10 protein-coding genes are annotated in these 14,476 nt (G+C 62.9%); all 10 read left to right on the top strand.

The window, feature by feature from the left end:
* The first annotated feature begins 122 nt into the window (after positions 1-122).
* The 10 genes from DNK06_RS14435 to DNK06_RS14390 all read left to right on the top strand — a co-directional run bounded on the left by DNK06_RS14435 (position 123) and on the right by DNK06_RS14390 (position 14,399).
* A complete protein-coding gene (locus DNK06_RS14435; protein ID WP_317621893.1) occupies positions 123-1,733 on the top strand; it encodes an ABC transporter substrate-binding protein in 1,611 nt (536 codons plus the stop codon).
* A gap of 2 nt (positions 1,734-1,735) precedes the next feature.
* Positions 1,736-2,668, top strand: a complete 933-nt coding sequence (locus DNK06_RS14430; RefSeq protein ID WP_131180682.1) for an ABC transporter permease — start codon at positions 1,736-1,738, stop codon at positions 2,666-2,668.
* 101 nt (positions 2,669-2,769) lie between these two features.
* Positions 2,770-4,065, top strand: coding sequence for an acyl-CoA dehydrogenase family protein (locus DNK06_RS14425; RefSeq protein WP_423228062.1), 1,296 nt, complete (start codon positions 2,770-2,772; stop codon positions 4,063-4,065).
* Positions 4,062-5,411 (top strand): LLM class flavin-dependent oxidoreductase, encoded by a 1,350-nt coding sequence (locus DNK06_RS14420; protein WP_131180681.1) that lies wholly within the window; start codon positions 4,062-4,064, stop codon positions 5,409-5,411. The genes DNK06_RS14425 and DNK06_RS14420 overlap by 4 nt, the downstream gene beginning before the upstream one ends.
* Before the next feature lie 25 nt (positions 5,412-5,436).
* Positions 5,437-6,492 carry an NADP(H)-dependent aldo-keto reductase gene (locus DNK06_RS14415; RefSeq protein ID WP_131180680.1) on the top strand — a complete coding sequence of 352 codons (1,056 nt, stop codon included), beginning with the start codon at positions 5,437-5,439 and terminating at the stop codon, positions 6,490-6,492.
* A gap of 18 nt (positions 6,493-6,510) precedes the next feature.
* Positions 6,511-7,395: an ABC transporter permease gene (locus DNK06_RS14410; protein WP_131180679.1), complete on the top strand. Its 885-nt coding sequence runs from the start codon at positions 6,511-6,513 to the stop codon at positions 7,393-7,395.
* Complete coding sequence (locus DNK06_RS14405) at positions 7,392-9,050, top strand: dipeptide ABC transporter ATP-binding protein (protein ID WP_131180678.1); 1,659 nt, start codon at positions 7,392-7,394, stop codon at positions 9,048-9,050. The genes DNK06_RS14410 and DNK06_RS14405 overlap by 4 nt, the downstream gene beginning before the upstream one ends.
* The gene (locus DNK06_RS14400) at positions 9,028-10,443 is read left to right on the top strand and encodes an LLM class flavin-dependent oxidoreductase (protein WP_207389989.1); all 1,416 of its coding nucleotides are present in this window, start codon (positions 9,028-9,030) and stop codon (positions 10,441-10,443) included. The genes DNK06_RS14405 and DNK06_RS14400 overlap by 23 nt, the downstream gene beginning before the upstream one ends.
* A 72-nt stretch (positions 10,444-10,515) precedes the next feature.
* The gene (locus DNK06_RS14395; RefSeq protein ID WP_131180676.1) at positions 10,516-11,718 is read left to right on the top strand and encodes an acyl-CoA dehydrogenase family protein; all 1,203 of its coding nucleotides are present in this window, start codon (positions 10,516-10,518) and stop codon (positions 11,716-11,718) included.
* Positions 11,719-12,230: 512 nt separating this feature from the next.
* On the top strand, positions 12,231-14,399 hold the full coding sequence (locus DNK06_RS14390; RefSeq protein WP_131180675.1) for a TonB-dependent receptor family protein: 2,169 nt from the start codon (positions 12,231-12,233) through the stop codon (positions 14,397-14,399).
* The last annotated feature ends 77 nt before the right edge of the window (positions 14,400-14,476 follow it).

Genomic DNA, 14,476 nt, shown 5'->3' with positions numbered 1-14,476 from the left:
CAGCCAGGCAAATCAGGTCGGTCAGCGCAGGGCGATGGCTCGGAGCTGTTGTCGGGGCTCTATTGACCCTTTCCGGCTGCTCTCCCAGCGAAGAGCCTCTAGCGTCGGCAACCGGCAACACGGTGAAGACAAGCGGTCAGGTTGTCGATGGATTGCTCAGCTATTCCGCTTCGGACTATTACGAACCGGCGCCGGGGAAGTCGGGTGGAACCCTGCGGGCTTCGGTGGCACTGGATACCGGCACCTTCGATGTCCACTCCATCTCCCACGGAAATGTTCAATGGTTGGGGCGGATCGTCTACGACGGCCTGGTGTATCAGGACGAGCAGGGTGGGATTTCACCGTGGCTGGCCAAGTCCTGGGAGGTTTCCGAGGACGGTACCGTCTACACCTTCCACCTGCGCGACGATGTCACCTTCAGCGACGGTACGAAGTTCAATGCCGAGGCGGTTCGCGTCAACCTCGAGCACATGCGCGATCCAGCGACCAAATCGCCGCTGGCAGCGGCTTATATCGCGCCGTACGCCCAGGGTCGGGTAGTCGACGAGTACACCTTCGAAGCCACCTTGCGCGAGCCTTATTCGCCGTTTCTCGATGTGTTGGCGCAGTCCTGGCTGAGCATGATCTCGCCACGGCAGATCCTCGATGACCCGAAATCCATCGCGGAAAAACCGATCGGCTCCGGCCCCTTCGTCGTGGAAAGCTATACCCGCGAGCAGGGCGCGACCTTCGCCAGGCGCGAGGATTACAACTGGGCGCCAGCGGTCGTACGCCACCAGGGCCCGGCGTATCTGGAGCGCATCGAACTGACTTTCATCCCGGAGGCGATGATCCGCTACAATTCGTTGCTGTCCGGCCAGCATGATTTCACCCTCGACGCGCCAACGCAGAACGCCAAGGCGATCCGCTCCAATCCTGAGCTGGTGCTCAACAGCCGTATCCGCAAGGGCAACCCGTTTCGCAGCCTCACCTTCAACGTCGAACGCTTTCCGTTCGATGACGTGCGTGTACGCAAGGCACTGACCCAGGCCGTGGATCGTGAGGGCCTGGCGTGGATCACCGGTTTCGGCGAATTCCAACCGAAAAGTGATTATCTGGCGGCCAACTCGCGCTACTACGATCCGTCTTTCGGCGAGGCGTTGAAGTTCGACCCGCAAGCGGCCGACCGGCTGCTCGATGAGGCTGGCTGGCAGGCGCGTGATGGCGAGGGCTATCGCACGAAGAATGGCAGGCGACTGGCCGCGCAGTTGCTGATCAGCGAGAACCCCGCGTTCCCGAGCAGTGTGGCGGTGGCCATCCAGTCCGATGCGCGCAAGGTCGGCATGCGGATCGAGATTGAAATGCTCCCGACGGCCCAGGCAACCGACCGCCGTTACAGCGGTGATTATCAGGTTCTGGGCGGTGGCTACTGGCACACCAACACGCCCGATGGCCTGTTCATTCTCTATCACAGTGCCTCGATCACGACCGACCGGCTGATCGGCCAGAACTCCTCGCGACTGCGTGACGCCGAACTGGACGACGTGCTTGTGCGTGCACGGCGCAGCAACGATGCGGCGGAGCAACGCGCGCTCTACAGCCAGGCCCAGCGGCGCCTGACCGAGCTGGTGCCTGCTGCGCCGTCCTACGAAAGCCATCACATCACCGCGCACCACACCTACGTCAAGGGCGTGGTTTTCGACACGTCTCACAACACCCCGTTCTTCACTAGCGTCTGGCTGGACAAGGAGTGAGTATGAGCCCATTGCGACGGATCATCTGGCGGCTGCTGGCCGGCGTGCTGGTGCTGTGGGGGGCGGCAACGCTGACATTCGTCGGGTTGAATGTCACCGGTGGCGATCCCGCCCTGGCCATACTCGGCGGCCCGGAGGCCATGCCGACGGCCGAAGCACTGGCGCAGGTGCGCCGGGAATACGGTCTCGACCAGCCGTTGATCGTCCAGTATGGCCAGTATCTCGGCCGCCTGGCTCAGGGGGATCTCGGCGAATCCTATCGTCTGCGTATCCCGGTAGCCCAGGCGATTGGCGAGCACCTCGGGGCTACCCTGCAACTGGCGATCTGGGCTGCGCTGGTGGCCGTCCTGCTGGCGATCGCGGTGGCGGTGCTGACCGCACGACGCGGCCCATGGGTCGGCTCGCTGTCCTCGGGAACCGAGCTGGTGCTGTCTTCCATGCCGTCGTTCGTGCTCGGCATTTTGCTGCTGCTGGTGTTTTCCTTCCAGTTGCGGCTGTTTCCTCCAAGCGGTTCCAGCGGCTGGAAAACCATGGTGCTGCCGATCCTGACACTCGCACTGCCGGTGGCCGCGGTACTGGCCCAGGTGCTGCGCCAGGAACTGGAAGACATCCTCGAACAGCCCTTCATCACCATGGCCCGCGCCCGCGGCCTTTCCGAAGCCGGTGTGCGCCTTGGCCACGCTCTGCGTCATGCGCTGATTCCGCTGGTGACGCTTTCCGGCTTCATTCTCGCCAGCCTGCTTGGCGGTGCAGTGATCACCGAGACGCTGTTCGCCAGGCAGGGTGTCGGCCGTCTGATGCTCGATGCCGCCAACACCAAGGATGTGCCCATGGTGCTCGGCATCACTCTGTTGGCCGCGTTGATCTACGTGGTCGTCAACCTGATCGTGGATTTGCTCCTGCCGCTGATCGATCCGCGGGTGACCGCGCGATGAGCATGAGCAGCCTCAATGCCCTGATCCGCCTGCGCTCGCTGTTCGACGAGAACGACACGCCGCCGTCACTCCAGTTTTCCGCTACTGCCAAGGATTCCCCCATGATATTCAGCGAACAGCAAACCTCACCCGCGACCTCCGCCGAACTGCCGGCAGCGCCCAGCGATGCACAGTTGCTGGCCATTTTCGAACCGCTGTTCGCGCGCATTGCCGAAGGCGCCATCGCCCGGGAGCAGGGCCGTGAGCTGGCGTATGAACCGGTTGCCTGGTTGCGCGACGCGGGCCTGGGCAGGCTGCGCGTGCCCCAGCGTCATGGAGGTTTCGGCGCCAGCCTGGAGCAACTGTTCCGGCTGATCAGCCGCCTGGCGGAAGCCGATTCCAACCTGCCGCAGATCTTTCGTGCTCACTTCGGTTTCGTCGAAGGCCGCCTCAATGACGACGATGAGCAAAGCCGTCAACGCTGGTTCCAGCGCGTGGTCGCCGGAGAGCTGTTCGGTGCGGCGATGGCCGAGCGTACCGAGAGCACCACCAACAGCGTCCAACTGACCCGCGAAGGCGAGCGCTTGCTGCTCGATGGCGAGAAGTACTATTGCACCGGCACCCTGTATGCGGACTGGATTGCCGTTTCGGCCAATCAGGACGACGAGCATGTGGCCGTCGCGGTCTCCACTACCGCGCCCGGTGTCACGCGCCTGGACGACTGGGACGGTTTTGGCCAGCGCCTCACGGCCAGTGGTACGACTCGCTTCGAGCAGGTCGAGATTCCTGACGAGCAGATCATCAGGCGCTTCACGCCGGGAGAGCGCAAGAGCGATTCCTACATCAGTGCGTTCTATCAGCAGGTGCATCTGGCGACCCTGGCCGGCATTGCTCGGGCCGTGCAGCGCGATGCCATAGCATTCGTGCAGGCACGTACCCGCACCTTCGGTGTGCCGGGGCAGTCCAGTCCGCGCCACGACCCGTTGGTACAGCGGGTGGTCGGCCGTCTGTCCAGCCTGACCTTCTCCAGCGAAGCCCTGGTAGAGAAGGTCGCGCGTACGCTGGACGAACTCTGGCAGGCGCATCAGGCTGGCAAGGCCACGCCCGAGCAGTACGCGGAAGCGGACATCCACACCTTCCAGGCCCAGCAGATCGTGATCGAGCAGGTACTGGAAGCCACCACCTTGCTGTTCGAAGTGGGGGGCGCGTCAGCGTCGAGCAGCGCGCGTCGCCTGGATCGCCATTGGCGCAATGCACGCACCCTGGCGTCGCACAACCCGGCGATCCTGCGTGAGGCTTATCTTGGCGATTACTACCTCAACGGTACGGTGCCCAGCGAGGCCTGGACAGAGCGCTTCGCCGCCGCCAAGGGGCGGGAAAAAGAACAGCCGGCAGCCAATGAAGGGGATCTGGCATGAGCGACCTCAAGCGGCAGATGAGCATCGGCATGAACATTCTCGGCTTTGGCGCCCACGCCGCGGCTTGGCGCACGGGGGAAGCGCATCCCTCGGCCTATCTCGATGTGGACTACTACCGCAATATCGCCAGGATCTCCGAGCGCGGCACGCTGGACGCCATCTTCCTGGCCGATGGCCCCGCTCTGCAGGGCGACGTTGCCAAAAGCCCGGCCGGTCGGCTGGAACCTACCGTGCTGCTTACCGCCGTGGCCCTGGCGACCCAGCATATCGGGGTGATTGCCACCTGCTCGAGTACCTATAACGACCCGTACAACCTGGCGCGTCGATTTGCGTCCATCGATCACATCAGCGGCGGGCGTGTCGCCTGGAACGTGGTGACCAACGCCGGTGACGCGGCGGCGCAGAATTTCGGGCTGGCCGGCGCGCCACTGCATGTCGACCGCTACGCCCGCGCCGACGAGTTTCTCGATATCGCCACCAAGCTGTGGGACAGCTGGGAAGAGGGCGCCATCATCGGCGATGCCCAGCGTGGCGTATTCGCCGACCCGGCGAAGGTGCACGGCATCGATTACGTCGGTGAGCACTTCTCGGTGAAGGGGCCATTGAACGTGCCGCGTTCGCCTCAAGGGCGGCCAGTGCTGGTACAGGCCGGCTCCTCCGAAGGCGGCAAGGCGCTCGGTTCGCGCTGGGCCGATGCCATCTTCACCACGCAAACGACCCTGGCGGACGGACAGGCGTTCTATCAGGAGATGAAAAATCGCGCCCGCGCCTGGGGCCGTAATCCTGACCATCTGAAAATCATGCCTGGCCTGTCGACGGTGATCGGCAGCACCGAAGCGGAGGCCCACGAGCGTTTCGACCGCCTCAATACCTACATCGGTGAGGGCGGGTTGATCAGCCAGGTGGCGCAGCGTATCGGCATCCCGGCGCACGAGCTGGATCTGGACGCCGAACTGCCCTGGCACCGCATCGGCCCGATCAATGAATTCGAGAGGGGCTCCCACGGCTTTCTCGAGGCGCAGATCAATCTGGCGCGCCGTGAAAAGCTCACCGTGCGCGAGCTGTCGCGGCGCATCCTGGTTGGCCACCGGCTGATCGTCGGCACCCCCGAGCAGGTTGCCGACACCCTGGAGCACTGGTTCCTCGCTGGCGCTGGCGATGGCTTCAACATCATGCCGGACAGCTTCCCCTCGGGCGTCGAGAGTTTCGTCGACGAAGTGGTGCCGTTGCTGCGCAAGCGCGGTGTGTTTCGCCACGAGTACAGCGGTAGCACGCTGCGTGACCACCTTGGCCTGCCATATCCCCGTAGCCAGTACGAACACCCCCAACGGGCCGCATCGGCTTGAACGCCTTCCATTCGAGAGCAGAGCAATGAATTACCGCCCACTTGGCAACAGCGATATTCAGGTCAGCAGCATCGGCCTCGGCACCATGACGTGGGGCCACCAGAACAGCGAAACCGACGCCCACCAACAGCTCGATCACGCGCTTTCCCGGGGCGTCAATCTGGTGGATGCGGCAGAAATGTACCCGACGCCAACGCGCGCCGAGACCTGGGGTACCACCGAGCGGTTCATCGGCACCTGGCTGGCGAAAAGCGGGCGCCGCCAGGACATCGTTCTGGCCAGCAAGGCGGTGGGGCCGGCACGTACGCCATCGCAGAACCACATCCGTGGGGGCAAGTCCCATCACGATGCGAAGAACCTGCGCGCAGCCCTGCAAGGCAGCCTCGATCGCCTGCAGACCGACTACCTCGACCTCTATCAGTTGCATTGGCCGGATCGCAGTACCAACTTCTTCGGGCTGCGCGAGTACCCATGGGCCGAGGATCAGGAAAGCGTATCCATCGAGGAGACGCTGTCGGCGCTCGCCGACCTGGTCAAGGAAGGCTTGATCCGCCATATCGGTGTGTCCAATGAAACCCCCTGGGGCGTGGCGCAGTTTCTCAAGGCCTCCGAGCGTCTTGGCTTGCCGCGCATCGTCAGCATCCAGAACCCCTACAGCCTGCTCAACCGCTTGTATGAAACCGGGCTGGCCGAGTTCAGCCACCGGGAAGGGGCGGGTCTGCTCGCCTATTCGCCACTCGCTTTCGGGGTGCTCAGTGGCAAGTATCTGGATGGCGCGCAGCCCGAGGGCGCGCGTCTTTCAGCCGGCTCGCCCTATGGCCGCTTCGCGCGCTACGCCAGCACGGAGGCGGCCAGTGCCGTGCGTGCCTATGTCGAGCTGGCGCGTAGCAGAGGGCTGACGCCCGCACAGCTGGCGCTGGCATTCGTCGTCGGTCGCCCATTCGTCACCAGCGCGTTAACCGGTGCCACCAGCCTGGCTCAGCTCGATGAAAACCTTGGCAGCCTCGACGTGCAGCTGGATGACCAGCTCCTCGGCGAACTCAATGCCATCCATTCGCGCTTGCCCAACCCGGCGCCCTGAGTCGCGGAGTCCTTTTTCATGAGCCTGACCACTCCTGAAGTATTCATTGGCCAGCGCAGCAGATCAGGATTGCGTCTGCCTGCCTGGTCGCCGGTTTTGCTGCGCCGCCCAGGCCTGCTGCTGGCGGGCTTGTTTGTCGCGCTGCTGGTGCTGGCCGGTATCGAGCCGAGCTGGCTGGTACGTGGCGATCCGCTGCTGGCCAGCGCCCGGGATGCCTTCCAGACCCCCAGTGCCGCACATTGGCTGGGTACCGATGAAAATGGCCGCGATGTGTTCGCGCGGCTGGTGCATGGCGTTCGCGCTTCGCTGTTGATGGGTGTTGCGGCCACGATCATCGCGTTGCTTGGCGGCGTGGTTCTGGGGCTCGCTGCCGGGCTCGGTCATCGCTGGCTGGATGCGGCGATCATGCGCTTCATCGATGTACTGCTGGCCTTTCCGGATCTGCTGCTGGCGTTGCTGATCATCACCTTCTGGGGGCAGGGCATGCTCAATGCGGTGGTGGCTATCGGCATCGCCGGCATCCCGCGTTTTGCCCGCATGGTGCGCGCGCAGGCACTGCTGGTTCGGCGCGCTGCCTATGTCGAGGCCGCGTTGACGCTGGGCCTGCCGCCGCTGGTGGTGGTTCTTCGCCACGTACTGCCCAATGCGATCAAGCCGATACTGATCCTCGCCACCATCAGCATCGGCGGCAATATCGCCGCGGGTGCCTCGCTGAGTTTCCTCGGCTTTGGCGCGCCGCCACCGGCTCCCGAGTGGGGCGCGATGCTGTCGGTGGGCCGCAACTTCCTGGGCAATGCATGGTGGCTGGTCGCCGCTCCGGGCGTCGCCGTGACCCTCACGGTGGTCGCCATCACCGCACTGGGCCGTGCCTTGCTGCGTCACAGCGAGGGCAAGGCGCTATGACTATCTTGAGCGCACCCAGCCATCCATTGATCGAGGTGAACGATCTGCACGTCGGCTTCGCCCACAACGTTCCTGTGGTCAAAGGTGTTTCGTTCCAGCTCTACCGCGGTGAGTGCCTGGCCCTGGTGGGCGAGTCCGGCTCGGGCAAGAGCGTGACCTCGCGAACCCTGGTCGGTCTCACTGGCCAGGGTGCGCAGATTCGGGCAGGGCGGTTGCATTTCGACGGCCAGGATCTGCTGACCTACCGCGCACGTGACTGGCAGGGCGTGCGTGGCGGGCGCATCGGTTTCGTCATGCAGGACGCGCTCGGCTCCCTCGATCCGTTGCGCCCCGTAGGCCTCGAGATAGAAGAGGCGCTGCGCCTGCACACCAAATTGAGTCGAGAGGAGCGCCAGGAGCGGGTTATCGAGTTGCTGCGCTCGGTGGGCGTGCCCCAGCCCGAGTTACGTGCGCGGCAGTATCCTCATCAGCTCTCCGGCGGCTTGCGTCAGCGCGCATTGATCGCCTCGGCGATTGCCTGCGACCCGGATCTGCTGATCGCCGATGAGCCGACCACCGCACTGGATGCCACGGTACAGGCCCAGGTGATGGATTTGCTGGCGTCGCTGCGCAGCCAGGATCGCGCCATGCTGGTGGTCAGCCATGACATGGCGGTGGTCTCGCGCCTTGCCGACCGTGTTGCGGTCATGTGTAACGGCGAGATCGTCGAGCAGGGGCCGGTCGAGCAGGTGCTGTATGCACCGCGTGAGGCGTACACCAAATCGCTATTGCGCGCGGCGGCTGCCGTTCATGTGCGGCGCGACCCGTCGCTATCCAGCGAGGGCACGGATCGGTTCGCCGAGAGCCCTACCGTGGTCGAGGCGCAGGGGCTCAGCAAGCACTTCACCGGGCCTGATGGTGAGGTGCGCACGGTGGTGAGCCCGACTTCGTTCTCGCTACGGGCCGGCGAAACCCTGGGGATCGTCGGTGAATCCGGCTCGGGGAAAACCACCCTGACGCGCATGCTGCTGGCCCTGGAAAAGCCGGATGGCGGGCAGGTCGTGCTGCGTGGCCGGCCCTGGGGCGAATTGTCTGCGGCCCAGCAGCGCCTGGAGCGCAAGCGCATTCAGGTGGTGTTTCAAGACCCCCTGAGCTCCTTCGACCCTCGCTACACGGTCGTTCGGGTACTCGACGAAGCCCTGGCGGTGGCAGGCGTCTCATCGGGTGAGCCGCGGCGCCAGCGAGCCCTCGAATTGTTGCGCCTGGTGCAACTCGACCCGGCGCTGCTGACGCGCCGTCCCATCGAGCTATCCGGTGGCCAGCGCCAACGCATCGCCATTGCCCGCGCGTTGGCTGCAGAGCCGGATGTATTGGTCTGCGACGAGCCGGTGTCGGCGCTGGACGTGTCGGTGCAGGCGCAGATCCTTCAGTTACTGGCCGATCTCAAGCAGCGCCTGGGGCTGGCCTGTCTGTTCATTTCCCACGACCTGGGTGTGGTGCAGCAGGTGAGCGACCGCGTGCTGGTCATGAAGGATGGCGTGGTCGTGGAGCGTGGTTCGGTGCGCGAGGTATTCGCCCGGCCGCAGCACGCCTACACCCGCACGCTGCTGGCAGCGATTCCCTTTCTGTACATCCATGAGGAGCGTGGCGTCCGTGTCGAAGCAATTGCTCATTAATCTGTTCGAGATGAACTGCGTCAGCCATATTGTCCATGGTCTGTGGGTGCACCCGGAAAACAACCGTCACCGCTTCAATGACATCGAATACTGGACGGAGCTGGCGCAGTTGCTGGAGTTCGGCACCTTCGACGGCGTGTTTCTGGCCGATGTCGTGGGCGCCTACGACCAGTTTCGTGGCGGCCCCGAGACTGCGCTGCGCGAAGGGGTGCAGATCCCCAGCAACGACCCCATGCTGGTCATTCCGGCCATGGCCGCGGTGACTCAGAACCTGGGTTTTGGCGCGACATTTTCCACCACCTACGAACCGCCATTCGCCTTCGCGCGGCGCATGAGCACCCTCGATCACCTGACCAAGGGGCGGGTAGGCTGGAACGTGGTGACGTCCTACCTGCCCAATGCGGCGCGCAACTTCGGCCTGGACGGCGAGGTGCCCCATGACCATCGCTACGAGATCGCCGACGAGTATCTCGATGTGCTCTACAAGCTCTGGGAGGGTTCCTGGGACGACGATGCGGTGCTGGTCGATCGTGCCAGGCGCGTCTACACCGATCCCAGCAAAGTGCGCTACATCAACCATGTCGGTGAACATTTCAAGGTGGCCGGCCCGCATCTTTGCCAGCCGTCACGCCAGCGTACGCCGGTGCTCTTCCAGGCCACCGGCTCGGCAGCCGGTATGGAGTTCGCCGGCCGGCATGCCGAGGTGGTATTCACCGGCGGGGCTACCCCACAGGAAGTGCGCCGCAACATCGAGCGCATGCGCCAGAAGGCGCGCGCCCACGGCCGTGATCCCCAGGGCATCAAGTTCATCGTCCAGGCTGGGGTGATCGTCGGGCGCACCGACCTGGAGGTGCAGGAGAAGCTGCAAAGCTACCGCCGCCTGCACAGCGTCGAAGGCGCTCTGGCGCACATGCAGGCGCCCATCGACCTGACTGCGTTCCCGCCACAGGCACGCTTGGTCGATGTGTTGCCCGAGGGCGCGGCAGCCTGGGGGTTGCTACGCCAGAACGATTCGAACGCCACCGTGGCTGACGCCCTGTCGCGTATCAACGGCTTCAATGAGGGCCGTTTCTTCGTTGCCGGGACGCCGCGAACGGTCGCTGATGAAATCGAGAAATGGCTCGACGAGGACGGCATCGACGGCATCAACCTGCGCCAGTACCTGTCGTTCGAGACCGCGCGGGACTTCATCGAGCTGGTGGTTCCCGAACTGCGCAAGCGAGGCCGTTTCCGCGAGCGCTACGAACCCGGTGAAACACTGCGCGAGCGCCTGTTTGGTACGGGGCACGCGCGGCTTCCGGCGGATCACCATGGTGCCCGTTATCGCGACCCGGCGGCGCTGTCCGTTCCCAGCCAGCCACTACGGTTCCCCCTGGCAACTACCCACGCCTGACCCGCCGACACATTCACTCGCGGGCAGGCGCACTGGGTTGCGCCAAATGCCCGCCAGCACCGAGACCATTCTATGACTCTGCAGGCCGTCAACACCAACCCCAGCGACTCCCTCAGCGTTGCCGAACTCAGGCAACTGGCTCGTACACGCCTGGCGAACATTGCCGAGGGCGCATCCGAGCGGGAGCGTCAACGCTCGCTGCCGACCGAGCAGATTCGCGCATTGGCAGGCGATCGCCTGTTGACCTGGCGTATTCCCCAAGCCTATGGCGGCAGTGGGGCGAGCGTGCGCGAGGTGATCGAATTCATCGTCGATCTCGCGGCAGCCGACTCCAACATCGCCCAGGCGCTGCGGCCGAGTTTTTCCTTCATCGAAGGCCTGTTGCTGCGCGACGGTGAGCAAGAGCGCGAACGCTGGTTTGCGCGCTATCTGGCCGGTGAAGTGGTCGGTAATGCCGGCTGGGAAGTGGGCGGTGCCAATGGCGCGATAAGCGCCCGTATCGTTCGCGAGGGCGAACACTATCGGGCCAATGGCAGCAAGTACTACAGCACCGGATCGCTGTATGCCGACTGGGTGAGCGCCGTGGCGCTGGATGAGAACGAGCAGCCAGTGTCGTTCATCCTTCCCCGTGACCGCGAGGGCCTGGAGCTGCATGACGATTTCGATGCCATGGGGCAGCGCCTGACGGCCAGCGGAACCACGCTTCTGAACAACGTCATCGTTCACCCCGATGAGATTCGTACGCGTCCTGGCAGTGACGGGCAGCGCTCCATCGTCACGCCTTTTCTACAGCTGTTCCTCGCTGCGGTGGAGGCCGGTATCGCGCGCAACGCGCTGCACGATGCGGTGCATTTCGCCCGTGAGCATGCGCGGCCGATCAAGCACAGCAGCGCCAGCCGCTCGGTTGACGATCCCTACGTCGAATTTTCGGTGGGCGAGATTTCCGCCCGGGCCTTCGCTGCCGAAGCGCTGGTACTGCGCGCGGCGGAAAGCATCGATGCCGCCTGGGCCGCCGGCCTGAACCAGGAGGCGATTACCCGCGCCTCGGTCGATGTGGCGCAGGCGCAATACCTTGCAATCGAGGCTGCGCTGAAAGCTGCCGAACTGGTGTTCGATGTGGGTGGAGCATCCACCACGGGGCGCAGCCACAATCTGGATCGCCACTGGCGCAACGCCCGCACGGTAGCGAACCACAACCCACGTCACTGGAAGGCTGCAGCCGTGGGTGCGTGGCGACTCAAGGGTATCGAACCGCCGACTTCAGGGCTGTTCTGAGTGATCGCTTGATTACTCGGCTTTGCCTGGTGCTGACGAATAACAGCCAGCACCAGGCTATTGGTGATTGACTGTAACTTCCTGCCAAGTCTCTCCCGCGTAGCACCTCGCGTTAGTTATTTCCTTCGTTATTTATAACTTGCCAAAAGACGCCGTGCATTCAAATGGCGTCTGCTGTTTTGTGTGGGTGCTTATTCCATTTCGCTGCGTTTATTTCGCGCTCGGTAATAACTTTTCTTTCACTTCGGTGTTTTTGAACGTCACCGTTCTTGAGCAGCTTGTTGTGGTTTATGAGTAAGTGTTCTTGGTGGGTCACTGATTAATAAATAAGTGTCTGAATATGTTCAGTGTATTGAATTTTTCCAATGAAACCTTGCGTTTTCGATGTTTTTATTTGGCACGGTAAATGCTCTCTGTGATTGGTATCGGCAAACTTTTATTGCTGTTTGTATGGGCTTTGATAACGCTGGGGCGCAATTAAGATGAAAACGCGTAAACGGACTAAAAATGCAATGCGAGCATTGTTTTCACCTTCTTTGGGTGTAAGTGCCACGGTACTTTTCATCGGTGGATTACAGGTGGTGCAGGCGGACACGGGCAGGCAAGCAGCAGAGCAGGAAAGTCAGCTGGGCACAGTGGTCGTTCAGGGCGAATCGCTGGACGCCACGGAGCTTGCCGAAAGCACCCTCAAGGAAGTGGCCGGTGGTGTGAATTTCGTCGACTCGGCGCGGGTCGAGAAAGGTCGGGTATCCACCAGTACCGATGTGTTTGCCCTGCAGCCGGGAGTTCTGGCCACTCAGGGAGGTGGCAACAACGATGGCATCCGGATTTCCATCCGCGGTTCGGGCATCAACAAGGGCGTTGGCTATTTTCGTGCGGGGATCTTCTTTCTTTTCGATGGGCTGCCGGTTTCCGGGCCGGGCGGCACACCCTACGAGCTATTCGAGCCGCTGGGCCTGAGCCATACCGAAGTGCTACGTGGTGCCAACGCGTTCGATGTCGGCTCGCTCTACCTGGGCGGCGCCATCAACTACGTGACCAAGACCGGCCACAATGCTGCGCCGTTGCAGATCCGTTACGAGGCGGGTAGTTACGGCTATCAGAAGCGCCAGATCAGCTCGGGCCAGGTGTTCGGCCCGCTCGATTATTACGTCAGCCTGACGGACTCCGCTGCAGACGGTTTCCAGGATCAGACCCGCGGCAAGAGCGCTGGGGTCGCGTCCAATATCGGCTATCAGTTTTCTCCGCAGTTGAAGACGCGCTTCTATTACCGCTACCGCACCACGGACAACGAGACCCCTGGTTACATCACCAAGGCTCAGCTGCAGGATGATCCCAAGCAGGCCAACCCGACCAGCGTCAACGTCGGCGCACACCGCAAGCAGCCTGGTTCCACCTGGCTTGCCAACAAGACCGAATACGCCTTTGACGACGGTTCGAACCTGGAATTGGGCCTCGTTTACCATGACTATCCCATCGACGCCAAACAGGGCGTGAACCGCAACTACTGGGGTTTCACCGATTACTCCGCCAGCCTGAAATATGACCGGCTCGATTCGCTGTGGGGCAAGAACAGCACCACGCGTTTCAGCGCGCTGCGAACCCAGCACGCCAATGGTTATTCGAAGATCAGCGTTCGTGTTCCAGGGGGCAATACCGCCGGTTTGCCGGTTGGCACCCAGGTACGCAAAACCGAATACGACGGCTCCGATACAGTGTTCAGCCTGAGCAATGAAATCGAATGGGTGGATGATCGTTTCTGGTTGGAAGTAGGCCTTTCTGCCGTCGAGTTCCGCCGTCGTGCCGAAGTGACGTACCCGGTGGGTGGTGAGGCCGACAACCCCAACAACCCGATCGAGAAGAACGATTGGGAGTTCGTCCCGCGCATCGGTGCTCGCTATCAACTGAGCCCCAACTGGCAGCTCTTCGGTAATCTCAGCCGTACCGTGGAAGCTCAACAGTCGTGGGCGTTCGTTTCGGGGACGCAGGTCTTCACTTCCGGCCCGGCGAGCGGGCTCAACTCTGGCGGCCAGCAGCTGGAACCGCAGATCGCCGACACGTTGGAGTTCGGTACGCGAGGGGAGTACGGCCGCCATGCGTGGGATCTGACCTTCTACCGCTCCCATGTACAGGATGAACTGCTGTCGGTGGTGATCCGCGAGGCGACCTCGACTGCGGATGCGCTCACCGCCGAATACAACGCCAGCAAGACCATCCACCAGGGCATCGAGTTCGGCCTGCAGTCGTTGCTTTACGAGAACGCTGGCAATGCCTTGAGCCTGCGCCAGTCCTACACCTACAGCGACTTCTTCTACCGGGACGACGATCAGTTCGGAGGCAATGACTTGCCGGGCGTGCCCAAGCACAACTACCAGGCAGAGCTGCGTTACGACTTCAACAATGGCGTGTACGTCGGCGTGAACACCTACTACGCCTCCAAGGCGCCGATCGATTTCGCCAACAGCCAGTACGCAGGCTCTTACAACCTGTGGGGCGCGGTGCTGGGCTGGGATTCGCCGAAGAAGGACTGGTCCGTCTACCTCGATCTGCGCAACATCACCGACGAGAAGTACGCCGCCTCCATCAGCCCGACTCATGATGCGCGCGGTGTCGATGTGCGCTCGATCATCCCGGGTGACGGCTTTGGCGCCTATGCGGGCGTCCAGTACAGCTTCTGGTGATGAGGGGCGGCAGCTGGCGTTTCAGGCGCCAGCTGTCTGTCTGCCAACAGCACCTGCACAGTTTGTTTCCTGATGAC

It is taken from the genome of Phytopseudomonas daroniae (assembly GCF_004327285.1).
Lineage (GTDB): Bacteria > Pseudomonadota > Gammaproteobacteria > Pseudomonadales > Pseudomonadaceae > Aquipseudomonas > Aquipseudomonas daroniae.
Note: the sequence above shows the minus strand (reverse complement) of the source record. Positions and strands in the feature narration are given on the sequence as shown.

Coding starts and splice junctions, on each gene's coding strand:
- DNK06_RS14390 (WP_131180675.1), top strand. CDS start 12,231: ATGCGAGCATTGTTTTCACCTTCTTTGGGTGTAAGTGCCACGGTACTT.
- DNK06_RS14430 (WP_131180682.1), top strand. CDS start 1,736: ATGAGCCCATTGCGACGGATCATCTGGCGGCTGCTGGCCGGCGTGCTG.
- DNK06_RS14395 (WP_131180676.1), top strand. CDS start 10,516: ATGACTCTGCAGGCCGTCAACACCAACCCCAGCGACTCCCTCAGCGTT.
- DNK06_RS14410 (WP_131180679.1), top strand. CDS start 6,511: ATGAGCCTGACCACTCCTGAAGTATTCATTGGCCAGCGCAGCAGATCA.
- DNK06_RS14420 (WP_131180681.1), top strand. CDS start 4,062: ATGAGCGACCTCAAGCGGCAGATGAGCATCGGCATGAACATTCTCGGC.
- DNK06_RS14405 (WP_131180678.1), top strand. CDS start 7,392: ATGACTATCTTGAGCGCACCCAGCCATCCATTGATCGAGGTGAACGAT.
- DNK06_RS14415 (WP_131180680.1), top strand. CDS start 5,437: ATGAATTACCGCCCACTTGGCAACAGCGATATTCAGGTCAGCAGCATC.
- DNK06_RS14425 (WP_423228062.1), top strand. CDS start 2,770: ATGATATTCAGCGAACAGCAAACCTCACCCGCGACCTCCGCCGAACTG.